At 54.7% G+C, this 19,224-nt stretch carries 14 protein-coding genes; 10 read left to right on the plus strand and 4 right to left on the minus strand.

Annotated features, from left to right (window positions below; genetic code table 11):
• The first annotated feature begins 214 nt into the window (after nucleotides 1-214).
• The 9 genes from SH410x_RS25720 (at nucleotide 215) to SH410x_RS25760 (ending at nucleotide 11,892) form a co-directional block, all read left to right on the plus strand.
• Nucleotides 215-1,870 carry a TolC family protein gene (locus SH410x_RS25720; protein WP_473672068.1) on the plus strand — a complete coding sequence of 552 codons (1,656 nt, stop codon included), beginning with the start codon at nucleotides 215-217 and terminating at the stop codon, nucleotides 1,868-1,870.
• A gap of 79 nt (nucleotides 1,871-1,949) precedes the next feature.
• A complete protein-coding gene (locus tag SH410x_RS25725) occupies nucleotides 1,950-5,093 on the plus strand; it encodes an efflux RND transporter permease subunit (protein ID WP_473672069.1) in 3,144 nt (1,047 codons plus the stop codon).
• Entirely contained in the window at nucleotides 5,090-6,397 is a 1,308-nt protein-coding gene (locus tag SH410x_RS25730; protein ID WP_473672071.1) for an efflux RND transporter periplasmic adaptor subunit, read from the plus strand. Before SH410x_RS25725 ends, SH410x_RS25730 begins: the two co-directional genes overlap by 4 nt.
• Nucleotides 6,398-6,583: 186 nt before the next feature.
• Nucleotides 6,584-7,144 carry a hypothetical protein gene (locus SH410x_RS25735; protein WP_473672072.1) on the plus strand — a complete coding sequence of 187 codons (561 nt, stop codon included), beginning with the start codon at nucleotides 6,584-6,586 and terminating at the stop codon, nucleotides 7,142-7,144.
• A gap of 88 nt (nucleotides 7,145-7,232) precedes the next feature.
• Nucleotides 7,233-7,910, plus strand: coding sequence for a response regulator (locus SH410x_RS25740; protein WP_473672074.1), 678 nt, complete (start codon nucleotides 7,233-7,235; stop codon nucleotides 7,908-7,910).
• Nucleotides 7,907-9,325, plus strand: coding sequence for an ATP-binding protein (locus tag SH410x_RS25745; RefSeq protein WP_473672076.1), 1,419 nt, complete (start codon nucleotides 7,907-7,909; stop codon nucleotides 9,323-9,325). Before SH410x_RS25740 ends, SH410x_RS25745 begins: the two co-directional genes overlap by 4 nt.
• Complete coding sequence (locus SH410x_RS25750; RefSeq protein ID WP_473672077.1) at nucleotides 9,315-10,955, plus strand: serine/threonine protein kinase; 1,641 nt, start codon at nucleotides 9,315-9,317, stop codon at nucleotides 10,953-10,955. The genes SH410x_RS25745 and SH410x_RS25750 overlap by 11 nt, the downstream gene beginning before the upstream one ends.
• Nucleotides 10,956-11,062: 107 nt before the next feature.
• Nucleotides 11,063-11,797 (plus strand): sulfite exporter TauE/SafE family protein, encoded by a 735-nt coding sequence (locus SH410x_RS25755; RefSeq protein WP_473672079.1) that lies wholly within the window; start codon nucleotides 11,063-11,065, stop codon nucleotides 11,795-11,797.
• Nucleotides 11,794-11,892 carry a DUF1559 family PulG-like putative transporter gene (locus SH410x_RS25760; RefSeq protein WP_473672080.1) on the plus strand — a complete coding sequence of 33 codons (99 nt, stop codon included), beginning with the start codon at nucleotides 11,794-11,796 and terminating at the stop codon, nucleotides 11,890-11,892. Before SH410x_RS25755 ends, SH410x_RS25760 begins: the two co-directional genes overlap by 4 nt.
• A gap of 40 nt (nucleotides 11,893-11,932) precedes the next feature.
• Here the strand turns inward: SH410x_RS25760 and SH410x_RS25765 are convergent, their stop codons facing one another.
• From SH410x_RS25765 to SH410x_RS25780, 4 genes are all read right to left on the minus strand, one after another.
• Entirely contained in the window at nucleotides 11,933-12,280 is a 348-nt protein-coding gene (locus SH410x_RS25765) for a YkvA family protein (RefSeq protein WP_473672082.1), read from the minus strand.
• A 35-nt stretch (nucleotides 12,281-12,315) separates the two neighbouring features.
• Nucleotides 12,316-13,761: a heavy metal sensor histidine kinase gene (locus tag SH410x_RS25770; RefSeq protein WP_473672084.1), complete on the minus strand. Its 1,446-nt coding sequence runs from the start codon at nucleotides 13,759-13,761 to the stop codon at nucleotides 12,316-12,318.
• Nucleotides 13,754-14,443, minus strand: a complete 690-nt coding sequence (locus SH410x_RS25775) for a heavy metal response regulator transcription factor (protein ID WP_473672086.1) — start codon at nucleotides 14,441-14,443, stop codon at nucleotides 13,754-13,756. Before SH410x_RS25775 ends, SH410x_RS25770 begins: the two co-directional genes overlap by 8 nt.
• Before the next feature lie 183 nt (nucleotides 14,444-14,626).
• Nucleotides 14,627-17,056: a fused MFS/spermidine synthase gene (locus SH410x_RS25780; RefSeq protein ID WP_473672088.1), complete on the minus strand. Its 2,430-nt coding sequence runs from the start codon at nucleotides 17,054-17,056 to the stop codon at nucleotides 14,627-14,629.
• A 528-nt stretch (nucleotides 17,057-17,584) separates the two neighbouring features.
• Between SH410x_RS25780 and SH410x_RS25785 the strand changes: the two genes are divergently transcribed.
• Nucleotides 17,585-19,219 (plus strand): TolC family protein, encoded by a 1,635-nt coding sequence (locus tag SH410x_RS25785; protein ID WP_473672090.1) that lies wholly within the window; start codon nucleotides 17,585-17,587, stop codon nucleotides 19,217-19,219.
• Nucleotides 19,220-19,224 lie beyond the last annotated feature (5 nt).

Below are 19,224 nucleotides of genomic sequence, written 5' to 3' on the forward strand. Positions count from 1 at the left end.
AAAAAGGGCCAGCCACCGCCCTGAGTCGCTTGGTGAATTCGAGTTTATGTTCTGTGTCAAAATAGATAGTTTGGCGTACAATGCCGATATTGAAGAAAAGGACTTGTCGCACGATTGCGACGTTGGATCAACACTTGCCGTTAAAACTTAATCAACCGTTTCAAGCTGCCATTGGTGTTGGCGTTTTGATGAACGGACCAAGGAGCATAGAGCTATGAATTCTTTATTGACGACTCTTCCGAGTCTTGGATTGGGAGCACTGATGGTGCTGCTGCTTGGGCCAGGATGCAAGAGCGGCAGTTCTCGATTTGCGTCGGTTAGTGATTCAAATGTCATGGCGTCGCCTGTCTCGTTGCGAACGCCTGGTGAAGAGCTAACGCCTGGTGAAGAACTAACCCTTGGTAAGAAGGCGACGACTGCCGACAGAGTTTATCTCTCGCAAAAGCCGGTTGTTGATGAAAACGTGGCCACACCGTCGAGCTTCGAGGTTCGGCTCGCTTCGGTCATTTCGCCAGCGTCGCAACTTGAAGCAGTTCAAAGCCAAGATCTCACCATCGAATCTGGTGGTTTCGTTGATGTTTCCAGCGATCCGCTAGCCGTGCCATCGCCGCAATCCGCGGAGTTGGCCTATTCGCTACAGGGTGCCATTGCTACATCACTGATGCAGAATCCTGACCTAGTTGCGGCACGCGGGCAAGAGCAGGTCAGTAGCGCCGCTGTGGGTGTCGCAGAGACCTACATTTGGAATCCATTTGTGCAGTCGCAGATCCGACCGGGTGATGGTCGCGGCGGTGAATACAATTACTACATTTGGCTGATGCAGCGTTTTGAGCTTGCTCATCAACAGAGTTATCGCGAGCAGAGCGCGACGTCTTTTCTAAACCAAACTCGCTGGACCATTCATCAAACGGAATTGACCAACATCGCGACAACCACCCAATTTTACTTGACGGCGTTGTATCAACGTGAATTGCTGGATCTGGCGAATCAAACGAGAGATTTGAACAAAGATTTGCTAGGAGTTGTCGACCGACGTTACAACGCCGGTGTTGGCTCGGCACCGCAAGTCACGACCGCGAAGGTCGCACTTCGTCAATCACGAAACCAAGCCCAATTGGCGAGTACAAATTTCCAAACGGCATTGTTGGCACTCCGGCGACAATTGAATCTGTCTCCATCCGAGCCGTTGGCCCTAACGGATCGTCTGCCCGCATTCTCCTGGAATCCCGCTAGCGAGTTTTCCAGTAGCAGAGCGCAGTCGGGGTATTCAAACGAATTGGCAATGCGGCTGATGGCTGAAGAATTGGCCGAAGGGCGTCCCGATGTTCTGGCCGCGTTGGCAGGCGTGAGCGTCGCCTGCGCCAATGCACGCTTGGCCAAGGCCGCGCAAACACCCGACGTTCAGATAGGTCCGATTTTAGATAAGAATGCGAATGGATCCTATGACGTCGGCGCTCGGATTCAACGGGACTTATTCGTTTGGAACAACGGCCGGCCCTTGACTCGCCAACGCAATGTCGAATGGCAGCAGCAGAATCGGGTTTACACGCAACTTAAAACGCGTGCGTCGCGAGAAGCCGAAACTGCGATTAATCGCTATGAGCGGGCACGGCTATTGGCGGAGGACACGCAAGTCGATTTGTCACCGTTCGATGAGGCGATGCCGCAGGATCTCAAAGACATCAAGAGCCAGTTCGAAGCTGGTCAAGCAGACATTCTAATGGTTTATGCCACTCAGAATTCGTTGCTTCAGGAGCGTAGGATCTATCTGGACTCGCTTAATGAGCTCGCGTTATCGGCGGCGACGGTCGTTCAGTCGACCGCGTTACCTGTCGACCGAATTGTTACCTTGAAGGACTCCAGATTTTAGAAACATGGGCGAAATCGCTCGCGATTTCGCCGTACCACGCGGGCACCATGCTCGCACATCAAGACCGCACTGAAAGACTATGATCGAACCGTCCGAGATTTCCGCCAATTATAGTAAACCGGGGCTAGTGCTGCGATACAGCAAGGCGATTTTGTTTATCGTGATTGCTTTGTGTTTCGCTGGGGTTTACGCCGGATTCACGATGCCGTCATCGGTCTTTCCGGAGACCAACTTCCCCCGTGTCGTGATCTTAATCGACAATGGTGTGATTCCCGGCGACGAGATGATGGCAACGGTCACGCGACCCGTCGAAGAGGCCATGAAGAACATTCCTGGCACCACCAACATTCGTTCGACAACCGGACGTGGATCAGCCGCTGTTAACGTGTTCTTCGATTGGAAGACCGACATGAGCGAGGCGGAGCAGTATGTGCTCGGTCGACTCGCTCAGATCCGCAATACGCTGCCACCCGCAGCGGCGATCCAGGTGCATCGCATGACGTTCTCCGCGTTTCCGATTCTCGGTATCAGCTTGACGAGCCAAACACGTCCCAAGACCGATATTTGGGAGACGGCTCGATATGACATCTATCCTCGCTTCCTGCGGATCCCTGGTGTCGCGCGCATCAATTTGGTCGGTGGCCGCGTTCCAGAATTCCATGTCATCGTGGATCCCTCCAAATTGGATGCCAATAATCTGACATTGGGCCAAGTCAGTACGGCGCTCGCAGGAACAAACCAATTCACTTCGGCGGGGATGCACGAGGAGAACTATCAACTCTACTTATCGGTGGTTGATAATCGTTTGCACGATCCCAAAGAAATTGAAGATGTCGTGATCGCGTGGGTCAATCAGGCACCGATCCGCATTCGTGATGTCGCGACGGTGCAGCGGGGGGCGGCACCGCAATTCAACCGCATCTCTGCGAACGGTAAAGATGCCGTATTACTGAATATTTACGGTCAGCCGAATTGCAATACGGTTCAAATAGCCGACGATCTCGACGAAGCCTTGCTACGACTTAAGAAAGAGTTGCCACCGGACATGCAACTCGGATTTTTCTATGATCAGTCGCAGTTCGTCCGCGAGGGCGTAGGCAGTGTATGGGAGGCCATCATCCTCGGACTCATCCTCTCGGTGATCATACTTTACCTATTTCTGCGGAGCCTGGCGTCGACCATCGTAGCGGCGATGGTGATTCCCGTAACTGTGATTCTGACACTGATTGGACTCCGTCTGCTGGGCATGAGTTTCAACCTCATGACGCTTGGTGGTATTGCCGCCGTGATCGGCATCGTGATTGACGACGCGATTGTGGTGGTGGAATCGATTTATGCCAAAGTGTTGGCCGGCTATCCGTCGACCGAGGCTGTCGCACTGGCCATGCGCGAGGTCGGACCGGCGTTGGTGGGCAGCACGATGACACCAGTGGTGGTGTTCATTCCACTGGCGTTTCTCGATGGCGTCGCGGGCGTATTTTTTCGTGCTCTCGCGGTGACGATGGTTGTCGCCTTGCTGATCTCATTGGCCCTGGCGGTGACGTGGACTCCCGTCACCGCGGGGTTGTTGATTCGCAGGCGAAAAGGACAGGAACAAGGCCAGCATGAGTTGGAACAGGGTGGTCCGATCTTGCGACGATTGATTGACCTATATGCTGCCGTGATGAATGCGTTGCTTCGCGTGCCGGTAGTCGCGACGATCGGAATGGCGTTGGTGGCCGTGGGAGGCTTTTGGATGTACAGCCAATTGGATTCCGATTTCCTGCCCGCCCAGGACGAGGGCGCGTTTATCATCGACTATTACTCGCGTCCCGGCACAAGTCTTTCAGAGACCGACCGGATGCTGCAACACATCGAGGAGATTCTCAACGATACCCCCGAGGTGGAAGGTTTTTCACGTCGAACCGGGGCTCGTTTGGCGCTCGCGATTGCGGAACCCAACACGGGTGACTTTTTGGTCAAACTCAATCGTCAACGTGACCGCAGCACCGAGGAGGTGATTGAGGAGGTGCGGGCGAAGTGCAATGAGGCCGAACCGGCATTGAGCTTCGAATTTCCTGGCGTGCTGGGTGACTTGATTGGCGACTTGACGTGGTCTCCCAAACCGGTCGAAATCAAGATCTTTTCGACTGATACGAAACTGTTGAAGGAGAAGGCCGAGGAGATTGCCCAAACAATCGAACAGATTCCCGGTGTCGTCGATGTCGAGGACGGTCTCGTCGTCGCCGGTCCCTCGATGCGACTGAAGACCGACCTGGCCGTTGCCGCGCGTATCGGAATGACTCCCCAAATGCTGGGCAGCGAAATTCAGAGCACCCTCCTGGGGACGATCTCATCTTACGTATTGCAAGGCGATCGTACCTATAACGTCCGCGTGATGTCGGCACCCGAATCCCACCAACGCGAGCGTTCCCTGAGCACGCTGCCGATTCACACCGCCACCGGCGCGAAATTGACGGTCCGTGACGTAGCCCAAATCGAACACGAACCGGGTTTGCTCGAAATGCACCGAGAAGACTTGCGGCAATTGGTGGCGGTCTCGGCCCGATTCGAAGGCATCGATTTGGGACACGGCATCGCGACGATCAAGGATGAGCTGGCCAACAACGTCACGATCCCGCCCGAAATGACGATCGAATTTGGCGGGTTGTTCCAGCAGCAGCAAGAATCCTTTCGAAACCTTAGTTTCGTGCTGATCGCAGCCTTGGTGCTAGTGTACGTTGTCCTGATTCTGGAATTTCGAACGTTTCTCGCGCCATTGGCAATTTGGATGGGTGCCTTGCTCGCGCTCGTTGGTGTGGTGGGCGGGCTATGGGTGACCGGCACGACACTGAACATTGTGTCGATCTTGGGAGCGATCATCGCGATGGGGATTGTTCACAAGAACGGCATCTTGATGTTTGACTATGTCGAACATTTGCGTGCGCAGGGCCTACCACTCAAAGAGGCGATGGTGCAGTCGGGGCGACGACGGCTTCGCCCCGTCTTGATGACGTCGCTGACCACTTTTCTCGGGCTGTTACCGCTGGCGTATGGGATCGGTGCCGGAGCTGACATGCTCCGTCCGATGGCCATTGCGGTCATCGGTTCCCTATGTATGTCGCTGCTGCTGTCGTTAGTGGCGACTCCCGTGTTTTACTACATGCTTGTCCAAATCTTCCGTCTCGATCAATCCGATACCCAGTCGGATTCCGTTTCAGCCGGAGCAGAGCCAATCTTATGAAACTGAACTCACTACTAAAATCTATTCTAATCGTTGCCGTGCTGGCCGTCGCCATCGGTGCCGCATTGATGATTAAATCGAATTTTGTGAAGGCGGGTGACGAACCCGTGGGTGCCGAGGCCGCCGCCGATCCCACTCAACCCGAGCCCGTTCCTGTACAAGTCGCGACTGTTCGGCGAGTCACGATGCGTCCCACCCTGGATTTGGTGGGTACGATCATGGCGATCCCGGAAAAAACCGCTATGGTCTCGGCACAACTCGGTGGTTGGGTCACCGAACTCAATGCCCACGACGGTCAAATTATTAAAACTGGGCAGCCACTCGTGCATCTGGATGAACGTACTGCCAAGAACAACATTCAGCGCACCAGTGCCGTCGTGGCGGAAAAGGAAGCGGCGTTGAAGCGTCTCAAACGCGGCTACCTGCCGCAAGAACTGGAAGTCGCTCGGCAAGACCGCGATAAAGCCAAAGCGACGGCCAACGGATTGAGATCCGAATTGAAGGCATTGGAAGACTTACGAGTACGCGGTGAGATTTCACCGGTCCAGTATGAATCGAAAATCAAAGCCCTGGAGTCAGCGGATGCGGCGCTCGCATCAGCCGATGCGCACCTCCAGCTCATTGAAGAGGGAACGCCTACGGAATTGGTTGAGGAAGCCCAGGCGTTTCTCGAAGCCGCCCAAGCCGATGAGGAACATGCCAAACTGACGCTACAGTGGTGTACGATCAACAGTCCCATTGACGGTGTCGTGACGCTCATGTCGGCTCATCAGGGGCAGTATTTTGCCCAGGCCCTTCCCTTGGCGACGGTGATGGATCTATCAAATATTTTTGTCCAACTGAGAATCCCCAGTCGTGACTTTGGCAAGGTCACCATTGGCACCCCGGTTGACATCGAATTGACATCGATTCCCGACCGCACTTTTCATGGAAAGATCTCACGGATCAGTGCTCAAGCGGATCCTCTAACCGGCAACGTCATCATGTTTGCCCTGATTGAGAACCCGGACGGCTCACTGCGGCCTGGATTGGCCTGTGACGCGAAAGTTTCGCTACCCGAGATTCCCGATGCACTCGCCGTACCCGTATCCGCCATCGGTGACCATTCCGGCACCTCGGTGGTGACCCTGGTTCGCGATGGCAAGACACAAGAAACGAAGGTGGAGCTGGGGGCGGAAACCAGCGAATTATTCCAAGTCACCAAAGGCCTCTCCGAGGGCGATGTGGTCGCGACTTCCGGCGGCTACGGCCTACCTGACGGATGCCCGGTCCGAGTGCTCGAAGACAAGCCAGTCTCGAAGTGATTTATGTCGCCTGAAAATAATCTATCCCAAGATTCCGGCGATCATCAGTCAGCACGTCCCAATTTTTTTCAGACTTTTCGCTCTTCTCATCTTGTTCTTATGTTGGGCCTCTACAATCCAAAACGTTCGCCGAGCTCACTTGCGAGCTTGGGACAAACCTTGATGACTCGAACGAAGGATTGAAACATGAAACGTTTTGCACTCGCACTGTCTGTCGGCTTGATCGGACTATCGACCGCCTGGGCCATGAAACCTGTTGAAGATGAGAAAGGGGAATCTGGCGACACCAAAATAATGCTAGCTGACGCTCCCAAGGCCGTTCAGAAGACGATCAAGAAGGAGGCTGGTACGGCTAAAATCGAAGAAGTCGCGAAAGAGATCGAGGAGGGCTTCACCGTCTACGAGATCAGTTGGAAAGTCGGCGACGTCAAGCATGAAGTCAATGTAAACGAAGCTGGCGACGTTCTGGAAACCGAAATGGCCGTCTCTGGCAAAGACGTTCCCAAAGCAGTACGGGCCGCTGCGATGAAACACATGCCCAAGGGTGCCAAGCCAGGATTTGAAAAGAAAATGGTGGTACTTTACGAGATCGAAGCAATGGTAGACGGAAAGGAAGTGGAATTGCTGGTCGATCCCAACGGACGTGTCGTGGATCTGGAAGCCGACGACGATGACGAAGAACACGAAGTTCACGGGGACGACGAAGAGGGTGATGAAGACGAAGACAATAACGAAGAAGAAGACTGAATGATTGAGGAAAAGGGGAGGCAAGGAGACAGTTAGTCTTCGTCATCGTACTTCCTTGTCTCCCTGTCTCCCAACTCCCAGAATTTCAATGCGTGTCTTGGTAATTGAAGACTACGAGCCAGTTCGCAGTGCGGTCGTCCAGGCGCTAACAGAGGACGGCTTCGCGGTCGACTCGGCAGAGGATGGGCGCAATGGGATGTGGTTGGCAAAGTCAGGCGAACATGATGTCATCGTTTTGGACATCATGTTGCCACACACCAGTGGTTTGGAAATTCTGGAGTCGATGCGGTGCAAGCAACAGCACACGCCAGTGCTGTTGCTGACGGCACTCGACGAAGTGGACCAACGGATTCGTGGACTCAATTGTGGTGCCGACGACTATCTGGTCAAACCGTTCGCCATTGCTGAACTCATTGCTCGCGTTCGCGCGTTGGTGCGACGCAGTTTCGGTGACGGTGTGCCCGTCATCCAAATTCGCGATCTGAGCATCGACACCGCTGCCCACTTGGTTCATCGCAACGGTGAGCAAATTGAGCTGACCGCTCGCGAGTACAATTTATTGGAACTCCTGGCCCGTCGGCGAGGCAAGTTGGTCACGCGAACGGAGATATGGAAGAGCCTGTACGACATGGAAAACGATTCCACCAGTAACGTCGTCGATGTCTACATCGGCTACTTGCGGAAGAAACTGGATGTTGCCGACAACCCATCGTTGATCGTCACGCGTCGTGGACAAGGCTATCTCATCGAGGCCAGTGATTCATGATCCCGTCCTTACATAGTCGTTTGATCGCATTGGTTGGCATAGGCGTGCTGGTCCTCTTTGCCATCAGCGGTATTGCCGTTTGTTGGTTGATCGAGGCATCGCTTTGGTCTGAATTCGACAGCGGATTGCAGGGCCGCTTGCAATCGCTCAGTCAACTGGTGGAGCAAGACCAGGATGGACTCGTTTTCGAATGGCAAGAAGACGGCGACGTGCAGACGCCATACGATGTCGACCATGAAGTGCTTTCGGTTTGGAAAGATGATCAAGTCATTTCTCATTTTCCTCGCCAAGCTTCGGCGTTTGAGATCCCCTTGGCAAAACGGCACGGCTTCGTCGATGTTCTGCTTGCCAATACGACGCCTGGTCGAGCCGCATTCTTGACATTCGAGCCACGTGTTGAATTTGAAAACATCCAGGACAGTGCGCAAAGCGAGTTGCCATCGGCTCAAGTAACGATGGCGATTGCAAGACCAACCACCGCGATCGAGACCACCATCGGTCGATTGCGGGCGTTACTCACTGCAGTTGGATTCGTTGGCGTACTGACGACCCTGGCAACGACATGGCTTGCCGTCAACCTTGGACTCCGCCCCCTCGGCGAGGCCGCGACTCAAATCGCTTCAATCAGCTCGGAATCACTCACTGATCGTATCGACGAAACTGAGCGGCAACCCAGTGAATTACGTCCGCTTGTACAAACGATCAATCAACTGTTGACACGATTGCAATCGACACTCGATCGCGAACGCGCTTTTTCTGCCGATGTCGCCCACGAATTGCGAACGCCGCTTGCCGGGTTACGAGCCAAACTCGATGTCGCACTCTTGAAACCACGGTCAGTGAGCGATCACGAACAAACGATGCGTCAGTGCTTGGCAATCACTCAGCAAACCGCAACCATTGTTGAAACGCTGCTGGCGACCACGCATTCCCAGCAACGAAAGAGTGCCGCAACACCGATCGATCTCCGTGAAGTGGTAATCGAAAACATCGCGACGCTCGACGGTATATTGACACAACGAGGACTGACGGTGTTATGGGACATCCCCGATGGCACGGTGATCAATGGCCCCGCCCAGGCGATCAGCATGTTGATTCGTAACTTGATCGATAACGCTGTTGCCTACGCCGACTCTGGATCAGCGATCAGCATCGTTGCTCAATCGAAGTCCAATCCTGAGAGACTCTTCGTCGGCATCAGTAATCCGACAGAAAATTTCCCAGCATCGGAGATTGAAAAAGTCTTTGAGCGGTTTTGGCGTGCCGACGGCTCGAGAACAGCAACGGGCAAACACAGCGGTCTTGGATTACCGCTATGCAAACGCCTTACCGAATCCCTCGGTGGCACGATTGATGCAGCTTACGAAGACAAAAAGTTCACGATCCGGTTGGAGTTCTTAAACTATGAAAATTGACGAAACGATTGAGTTGGATCTTGCATCGCCCACGGATCACAGCGATGAAAAAACCGACGTTTCGAACGCGGCTGAGCAGCCACCCAGAGAGCTTGGGGACTTCCAAATCGTTCGCGAACTGGGGCGTGGTGGCATGGGTGTTGTCTTTGAAGCGATGCAATCGTCTCTTGGACGTCTCGTTGCTCTGAAGGTGTTGTCGAAAGCCGGCGCTTTGGACCCCGTTCGAGTCCAACGTTTTCGCAACGAAGCGATGGCGGTCGCCCAACTCGATCATCCAAACATTGTTCCTGTCTATGCGGTCGGTAGTGATGCCGGTGTGTACTACTTCGCGATGCAACTGGTGACCGGTAACACATTGGAGTGGTTGATTGAGACGATGCGGGACGATCCCACGGTTCTCGCTAATTCAACGGTGCGCACTGACTATTTTCGCCGAGTCGTTCGGTTGGTCATTCAATCGGCGACTGCCATCGAACATGCCCACGTGTACGGTGTCGTTCACCGAGACATTAAGCCTGCCAATCTGATGTTCGACGAGCACGACCGAATCTGGGTTACCGATTTCGGTGTTGCACAAATCCAGCAAGCGGATTCGCAACTCACAGGCAGCGGACATGCTCCTGGAACACTGCGGTACATGAGTCCCGAGCAAGCTGCGGGCGATCACGCTGTGCTGGATCATCGAACGGACATCTATTCACTCGGCGTGACACTCTACGAATTGCTGACGCTGACACCTGCGATTGATGGCTTGGGCTACCATGAGTTATTGAGGAACGTCGTCGAGCATGAGCCAGTGCCTCCCAAGCAGATGATGCCGTCGTTGCCAACCGATTTGGATACGATCATTCGCAAAGCGATCGCGAAATCGGCGACTGAACGCTATGCGACGGCGCAGGAAATGGCGGACGATTTACAACGTTGGCTTGATGACATTCCCATCTTGGCGGAGCCGCCCACGCTGCCGCAGCGTTTTGCCAAGTGGCGTCGGCGTCATCGCCGCATCGTTCAGGTGGCTTTCACGGTGTTATTGATAGGATCAATCTTTTTAACGGCGACCACCGTCTACGTTGTCCGCGAGCATTCGCGAACCAAGATCGCACTCGCAAACGAGCGGCATCAACGGCAGGTCGCCGACGAAAACTTTGCCGATGCCAGACGAGCCGTTGATACCTTCAGTCGACTGAGCGAATCCCAGCTCGCCGGGCATCCGGAACTTCTCTCGTTGAGACGCGAGTTCTTGGAAACATCATTGGCGTTCTATCGGGGTTTCATGCTGCGACAAACCGAAAATGCCGCTGCCGTCTCAGCATTGCAAGACGTTTCGCAACATGTCGAAGGGATGGTTGACGAGCTAGGGGAACTGAACCGCAGTGCGATGTTCCTGCGACTCTCCGAACCTCAGGTTCAGCAGGAATTGGGTATCGATGTTGCGAAGTCGCCCCAACTTAAATCAGCCATCGACGATTTAGAGAATGCTTACCGTGAGTTCGGCGAAAAGCTGGCTGAGTTGGACGACGCGAGCATCGACGTGATGGAGAGACAAATCGCCGGACGCGTAGTGAAGGTCGCCAATCAACTGAGTGCAAAGCAGTTGATGCTGCTGGAACAAATCTCAAAACGTCCGTAATCGCAGCCGGTTTTGCCATCGGCTAGCGTATTGGCATCGTAAAGTTTCCGATCACGAAGTAACGCAACAACGGGTAACTCAAAGACAGAAATCGCACTACTACAGGTATGAACGAAATCATTTTTGGGTTGCTGCTGATTATTTGCACGCTTGCTGCGTCGATGCTGTCCGCCGTGACGGGGTTCGGGGGTGCTGCGATATTGCTGCCGGTGCTGGTGCTGGTGCTCATATTTGGCGTTCGAGACGCGGTTCCAATTCTGACAGTGGCCCAATTGATCGGCAACGGAAGTCGAGTTTGGTTCAACCGAAGCGACATTCACTATCCAGTTGTCGGATGGTTTCTCCTTGGTGCGGTGCCGATGGCAATGCTTGGCGGATGGTTGTTCGCTTCGGCCCCCCTTCCGTTGCTGACTCGGCTGCTAGGATTCTTGCTATTGGCTCTCGTCGCCGGACGTCACCTCATTCGGCGAGAGCTACCGCCGATGAGGCTGCCGTGGTTTGCCCCCGTCGGTGGATTGACCAGCTTTCTATCTGCACTCGTAGGAACGGCTGGCCCGATTGTCGCACCATTTTTTCTGGCGTTTGGTTTAGTCAAGGGAGCTTTTATCGGAACGGAAGCACTCGCGGCCGTGCTCATGCACGCCACCAAACTGGTTGCCTACGGCGCCGGTTCCGCACTTTCGACGCAGGCAGTGAAAATTGGTCTGCTTCTCGGCCCTTTGCTGGTGTTGGGTTCGTATCTAGGTAAACGACTAGTTGATCACGTTTCCGAAGAGCTGTTTCGGCGACTCGTCGATGTAACTCTGGTCGTTGTCGGATTGGCGTTCTTGATTTTGGGGTGATTCGGTCACGCAGCTATCATCAAGGGTTAGTGACCTGCGTGTTGATGGACGGCTCGGTGCATACGATTACAGACAGTAACGATCTGAAGACGTAGCGAAACCTGTAGATCTCTTTTGTTTTAAGCGACCGAGTGTTCACGTCTGGACATGCAGTGTGAGGTACCAGAAAGCAGCAGCTAACATCAGCAGCCAAATCGAGACAATGATAACGGCCATCCAGCGGCTCGTCGGTTTCTCGTCAGCCTGTTCGGCCCTGCGGCGACAATCCACCATCACGTTCGGCGGAATCAAACGGACTGCCAGCCAAATGCCGATTGGCAATAGCAGCAAGTCGTCGAGCAACCCGAGCACCGGAATGGGATCGGGGATCAAATCAATCGGACTCAGTGCATACGCAGCGACGGCCGCCGCAATTGCCTTCGCGTACCATGGCGTTCGCTGATCTTTGCAAGCAAGGTACAAGGCATGTACTTCTCGCTTCAATTTATTTACAGCGTTCCTCCAGCGTTGCATCCATTTCATGACTCGACGTCCACGCGACAAGATTCAACGGGGAATCGCATGACAATCCTCGTACCGCTGCCCAATTGGCTGTGCACCGTTATCTCGCCGCCATGCAAACGCACGATGCTGCGGACGATCGCCATCCCCAGCCCAGATCCACCCGAACGTCTCGAACGGTCCCGCTGGACCCGATAGAACCGATCGAACAACTGCGGCAGATGTTCGCCCGCGATCCCGCACCCGTTGTCAGCAACTTCCATTCTCAATTCGTTGGACTCGCGAAAAGCCGCCACTGCGATGGTCCCACCGTCGGATGTGTGTCGGATGGCATTGTCGATCAGGTTACCGAGTGCTCGTTGCAGCAAAGAACGGTTGCCGTGAAAACGCAGCGGCTCTTTGGAGTCAACAACAAAATCGATTCCCGATTCCGACATCACCGCATCATAAAACTCTCGTAGTCGCTCAAGCTCAATGCTCAGAGAAAACCAGTCGCGGTCGACGTCGGCTTGGGGTGATTCGGACCTTGCCAGCAACAGCAGGTTGTCGATGATGGCGGACAATCGGGTCGCTTCTTCCAGTCCCGATGCGAGTGTCTCACGATACTCTCGATCGCTACGAGGACGGCTGAGCACCACCTCCACTTCGCCGCGCAGATTGTTGACGGGCGTTCGCAGCTCATGCGCGATGTCGGCGGAGAACTGTGACAATCGGTCGAACGATTCCTGTAATCGGTCAAGCATCTCATTGAACGTCTCGACCAATCTTAGCAATTCCGACGGAAAGACGCCCGCTTCGATGCGTTCGTGCAGCGTGGTGGAACGAATTCGCCTTGCCGATTGCGTGACCTCGTCAATTGGACGGATGCCGCGATGAGCGATCCAGTACGCCATCACAACGCTGACCAAGACGACGAACACCAGCACGGCCAGTAGGGTGCTGCGGTACGCTCGGATCAACTGAGTCTGTTGCACGCGATCCAAGGCAATTTGGATGATTTGGCCCTCCCCGGAGTCTTTCGTTGAATACGTGGCGGTCATCAATCGATACGGACTTCCGTCGGTGGAAATACGATTGACGCCCACGGATTCTACTTCGCCGATTTCGCGAATCGGAAACGCATTGGCCGGTAAACGCTGTGGCATGCCTGGCGTTTCGATCAGCGTAGTCCCATCGGTGGCCAGCAAGCGGACGTAGACGCGAGCGTATCGCCGCGCCGCGGCTTCGAATTCAATCTCTTGCCGAATCGCATCGTTCTGCTCGCCGTTTTCACTCAACAGGTCACGCAGAATATGCACTTCGTCGATCAGGAATTGATCGTCCTGCTCATCCAAATGAGCGATCAACGTCCAATACATCAAACCGGTGGCGGTGGCGACGATCAGGCACGTTGACGCCGCGTACCAAAGTGTTAGTCGTATCGCCAATGATGAGAGGAAACGCCGATGATGTAGCTCAGGCATCGCCGGAGTCCTCCCGTTCTTCCAAGACATAGCCGACACCACGAACGGTATGAATCAATTTGACATCGAACGGATCATCTACTTTGGAACGCAGACGACGAACGTGAACATCGACCACGTTCGTTTCGCTGTCGAAGTTCATATCCCAAACTTGCTCGGCGATCATGGTCCGTGAGAGAACCTCGCCTTGCCGTCGCGTCAGCAGCGACAACAATGAAAACTCCTTTGGCGTCAGGTTCAACCGCACGGCTCCCCTGTTCGCGCGATGGCGGACCAGGTCCAACGTCAGGTCGGCAATGGTGACTCGTTCGGTCTGCCGAAGCGGACCGCGACGCAGCAAAGTTCGGATGCGAGCCAGCAATTCCGAGAACGCGAACGGTTTGACCAAATAGTCGTCGGCCCCGAGTTCCAATCCGCGAACTCTCGACGGAACATCGTCACAAGCCGTCAACATCAAGATCGGCGTCTGTCGACCGTCGCCACGCAGTCGCGACAAGACTTGCCAACCATCCTGGCCCGGCAACATGACGTCCAAAACGATAGCGTCGTACTGACCCGTCCACGCTTGATCCAAGCCATCGACTCCAGAATTGGCGACATCCACGACAAATCCGTTTTCCGAAAGGCCTTTTTGCAGGTAAGCCGCCGTCTTGGGCTCGTCTTCGACAATCAACAGTTTCATTTTTTCGAATCAGTGTAGAAGCCGCTCATCGACCGTACCATGACAACAAAATGACAATTCCGTCATGTACTGCTATCCAAAAACAGCGCACACCGACTGGCGACAGCCTCCGTCGCTTACGCTTCGGGTTGTGATTTTTGCGAGCGTGTTGCAAAAACGTTGAAATCAACTGTCCAGTACTGGCTACTGCCCAAACAGCAGAAATCGCTGGGTTTGACGGCCTCCTTCGATCTCTGCCTCACTACCGAAGAACGAAGTAGACGCACTATCGAGACTCGCTGGCGGTAGCTTTGCTAGCACTTCATCATAGAATTTCGCAAACCACGCGCCACGCAGCAGATCGCCCGACATCAACGATTGCGGGGTCCAAAATTCCACTCGTGGATGTTCGTCCGTATTCAGAATTGATGGTTGCATGACACGCCAAACGCCAATTGAGTCCAGCCGAAAGTCATTGACCGTCTTCAATTGCCAGTCGTTACCCCCAGGCAGTCGATTGAGTATCGCCAGACGTGATGCCAGCATCCGTTGATCCAGCTCCATTGGCTGCATCGAACCGACTAACCCGATGATTGGTTTACCAGGATCCATTTTCCCCCACCACAACGTCGTCTCGGGAAAAACACTGGCGAACGTGTCCGCGATCATCGTGAACTCCCGCTGGCCCATCTGATAGACCGGCAACCATTGACAGAACAGACCGCCGGGTTGTAGGCAATTGGCGGATGTCACGTAGTGCTCGCGAGTGTATAGGTATCCCGTCTCGCTTTCCCAAGGTACAAACAAATCCGACACGATCACATCAAAAGATTTTTGCCTGCCCAATAGATAATGCCTGGCGTCGTCCGTCGTTACATGCACGCGACTGTCGTCCAATACATGATCATTTCGATGGCCGAGTTCCTTGGCAGCCGCGGTCACATCGGCAATCAGTTCAACGATCTCGATCGTTTCGGTCTCGGAATGCTGGATCGCCCCGGCCGCAGTCACGCCAGTGCCCATCCCTAGAAATAAGACCTTCTCCGGATCGGGGTGAAGCAACATCGGCAGTCTCGCTTGCCTTCGTTCACGCATCGCCGCTGTGCCGGTGCCGCCGAGTCGGTAGTGAAGGTTCTGGCGAATGTACCACGCCTCGCTGTCTTCGCTGCGCGTCACGTCAATCCATCCATAGGCAGACTCTCGCCTCGTCAGAAACACTTCGTCAGGGTCGCGTCCCAACTCAGACCACGAAAATGAAGCAAACCAAGTCCCCAAGATGGATAGTGCCGCGAGAACGACAGAGGCCGATCGCCATTTCAGTGTGTCGATGCGCGCTGGAGAGAGTTGCACCGAAAGTAGCGCGATCAGCAACAATATCACTGCGACGAAGAGAAAGCCTGCCCACAAACCGATCGTCGACAATATGACGAAACTGGCTGCGAGCGAACCCATGGCGGCTCCAATGGCATTGACCATCGCGAGCTTTCCCACGACTTGCCCAGTTGAAAATCCTTTCGCCAGCACCTGCCACGTGGCCGGAAAGATCATCCCGCAAATCGTTACCGGCAACATTACATAAACAAACACCAATGCAAAACCACGCAGCAAATGTCCGACGAACGTCTCGCCCGAAACGAAGTACTGCAATCGCGTGACATTTACAAATAAGGCTAAGCACATGCAGCAACTAACAGTAGCCGCGATCCCACACCAAAACAGCAGCTTGCTAGGCTCGACGCGACGCATCAGCAGGGCAACCAAGCCAGCACCTACGGCCAATGCCAACAGGAACACAGCGACCACGTTGCCAAACGTGTAGGTGCTATTGTGAAACACCAACGAGAACAACCGTGTGTAAAGAATTTCAAGTGCCAACGTGGCAAAGCCGCTCAAGGCAGCAATTGCAAGTGCCACGCTCGTTTGCCTCCCGTATGACTGTTTATCATCCTCGACGCGCTCACGAGGAGCTTCGACTGGGCCTCCATGTCCCCGAGTCGTGATGACTTGCGCTGCCTGCTTTTGCGACAACACAATCGCAATTGCTCCCGCGATCACGCCGACCGCCGCCGCAACATAGCTGCTTCGCGACACTCCTACTTGGACCAATAAAAAATAGGTGCAGACCAACGTACCGGCCATCGCGCCAGCCGTGTTGATCGAATAGCCGATCGCAGCACTACGAGTCGGCTGTTCCGATACGCGGGCTAGCGTCTGCGACATGAGCGGCAGGGTTGCACCGAGTGCCACGGTGGCGGGGAGCAACAGCAACACGCCGACACTTGCTCGACTAGCAAACTGCCAAGGCATGCTTTCGCTCGACATCCATACGACGATCGCCTGCGACTGTAACATGCTCAGGAGGGTCGGAACGCACATAGCCCAGGCGGCTGCGGCAATCTCGCAAATTCCAAACCATCGCAAAGAATTCCCCGAAATGGAAAGCCTGCCGCCAAAGTAATATCCGATCGCTAGCCCCATGAACAAGCTCGCCAGCACGACGCTGCCCGCCAGAACGGTGTGCCCGAACAGCAATCCGGTTTGACGTGTCCACGAGATTTCATAAACCAGTGTGGTCGCACCGGAAACGAAGAACAGCAAGTACAACGGCAGCGCGTGACACGATTTTGCTGGCATCTCTCGTCTTCAAGTGTCGGTAGTTGATTGCAAGGTGCTTTGAGGCACACTTCAACGTATCGAAAACAACGTACCATTATTCCACGTGCATGCCATTGACCGTTCGTGCAACATCTTCAAGCGGCTTTGCCACAATGTCGCCCAGCTCTCCGAGCTGTTAGCGAATCTCGCGCCGTCCGAATGCTTGCAGCTTGGAGAGCTGAGCGACAATCGCCACGAAAATGCATCGAAGCTGGAGCGAGCTGACCTAGAGCATGCGGCGTCCTTGGGAAAGGACCACTTCAAGGCTGACACTTGCGATGAGGAGGAGCATGTTCCGCCAATTCCGTTTCCTCTGGTTCGCGGTTGGGTAATGCGATTGTCCGACGGCTGGTCGCTTGATGGTGCCATCGTCCAAATAACCGTCACGACCGGACTTCGGTGTGGGTTGGAAATATCGGATTGCAGCGATTTCACTTGATATCCGATCCGTGCTGCGTCGATGGGACACGTAGGCTGGTCGATGTCAATCACATGGAGGTGAATCCGATGACCACGTTCTCGAAGACCGGCTTTTTAACCCGGCGGACCAAGCGTTCGCTGCTGCTCGCGTCCTTGGGGCTTACGACAACTCTCAGTTTCACGACCGGGTGCCAGACAATGCGGCAACCAGGCGTAAACACCGACCCGGTGCCATACAACGACAGCATCCATGCCGCCGCTGCGGACACGGAGTTAAGCTCAGATGGTGAGGAAAGCCCCGTCCCGACCCCACCCGTCCAACCGGTTGGCTACACGGACGATGTCGTTGACGTCCCGCTGGATGATCTGACCGCTGATGCTGTCGGCATGGTCGCTGACGACACGTCGATGCAGCTTGGGGACCCGATGGCGCTGGATCCGATCCAGGGCGAAGTCAATCTGGCAACGCCAGTAGTCGACAATTTTAACGCTCCCCCGGAGCAACTCTCTGGCATCACGCTCGAAGCGATCGAGTCGATCGCGCTGTCAAACAACCCAACAATCGCAGAGTTGGTCGCGACGACGCAAAAAGCTGCCGGATTTAAAACACAAGTTGGTCTGCGAGCGAACCCCACGATCGGATACAACGGCAACCAGCTTGCCGATGTGAAGACCGATCAGCATACGGTGTTTATCTCTCAGACAATCATCACCGCAGATAAGCTGCAGCTCAACCGCAACGTGCTCAACGAAGCCCTGCGTGCACAGCTATTGCAGTTGGAGGCTCAGAAATACCGCGTGGCGACGGACATTCGGATTACCTTTTATACTGCCCTCGCCGCCCAACGGCGACTGAGCCTCATCGGTGATTTCCAATCCGTCGCTGACAAGGGACTGGAACTCGCGGAGCTGCGTAAGCAAGGCCAGGAGGGATCTCAACTTGACGTCGTGCAAGCGGAGGTTCAAAAGAATGAGATCGACCTGTTGCTGCAACAGGCTGAAGTCCAGTACCAGGCAGCTTGGCGTGAACTGGCGGCCCTCGCAGGTAGTCCAGAAATGCAACCGGTCCCACTGTTGGGTGATTTGCCCACCGAGGCTGCCGACTTGGACTGGCAGGAGGTCGCGTCGATGATGGTCGTATCGAGTCCTGAGTACGAAGCCGCCCGGGCACGGGTGTCCCAGGCGAGAGCCAACATCAGTCGTCAGGAAATTCAAAAGATCCCTAACCTGAACGTGAACCTCGGTGCTGGGTCGGATCAAGCTACCGGGACGGGACTCATCAATCTCGTCGTCGGCGTACCGATCCCGGTATTCAACAGGAACCAAGGAAACGTGTCGGCGGCGATGGCGGAGTACATCCGAGCTTGCCGCGAGGTGGAGCGAGTACAAAACTCGATCAAAGCACGTTTAGCGGTGGTTTCGCGAGATTATGGATCGTCTCGTGTCGCGGTGGACCGCTATGCCCGGCTGATTCTCCCAAATGCGGCTGAGTCGCTTAAATTGGCTGAGGTCGCATACAAGGCGGGCGAAACGAGCTTTGTCCAAGTCCTGGTGGCGCGGCGGACCTACTTTGATACGAACTTAAGGTACGTCTCTTCACAAGCGTTGCTGGGCCAGGCTCGCGCCCAAGTCGACGGATATGTACTCACCGGTGCCCTGAACCCCGTGTTCGACGGCAGTGGTAGTGCGAGTCTACGTGGCCAAGCACTTAGTCAACAGTAATCGTC

The organism is Rhodopirellula sp. SH410, assembly GCF_055811895.1.

Coding starts and splice junctions, on each gene's coding strand:
- SH410x_RS25750 (WP_473672077.1), top strand. CDS start 9,315: ATGAAAATTGACGAAACGATTGAGTTGGATCTTGCATCGCCCACGGAT.
- SH410x_RS25735 (WP_473672072.1), top strand. CDS start 6,584: ATGAAACGTTTTGCACTCGCACTGTCTGTCGGCTTGATCGGACTATCG.
- SH410x_RS25775 (WP_473672086.1), bottom strand. CDS start 14,443: ATGAAACTGTTGATTGTCGAAGACGAGCCCAAGACGGCGGCTTACCTG.
- SH410x_RS25770 (WP_473672084.1), bottom strand. CDS start 13,761: ATGCCTGAGCTACATCATCGGCGTTTCCTCTCATCATTGGCGATACGA.
- SH410x_RS25740 (WP_473672074.1), top strand. CDS start 7,233: ATGCGTGTCTTGGTAATTGAAGACTACGAGCCAGTTCGCAGTGCGGTC.
- SH410x_RS25785 (WP_473672090.1), top strand. CDS start 17,585: ATGACCACGTTCTCGAAGACCGGCTTTTTAACCCGGCGGACCAAGCGT.
- SH410x_RS25720 (WP_473672068.1), top strand. CDS start 215: ATGAATTCTTTATTGACGACTCTTCCGAGTCTTGGATTGGGAGCACTG.
- SH410x_RS25745 (WP_473672076.1), top strand. CDS start 7,907: ATGATCCCGTCCTTACATAGTCGTTTGATCGCATTGGTTGGCATAGGC.
- SH410x_RS25730 (WP_473672071.1), top strand. CDS start 5,090: ATGAAACTGAACTCACTACTAAAATCTATTCTAATCGTTGCCGTGCTG.
- SH410x_RS25755 (WP_473672079.1), top strand. CDS start 11,063: ATGAACGAAATCATTTTTGGGTTGCTGCTGATTATTTGCACGCTTGCT.
- SH410x_RS25780 (WP_473672088.1), bottom strand. CDS start 17,056: ATGCCAGCAAAATCGTGTCACGCGCTGCCGTTGTACTTGCTGTTCTTC.
- SH410x_RS25725 (WP_473672069.1), top strand. CDS start 1,950: ATGATCGAACCGTCCGAGATTTCCGCCAATTATAGTAAACCGGGGCTA.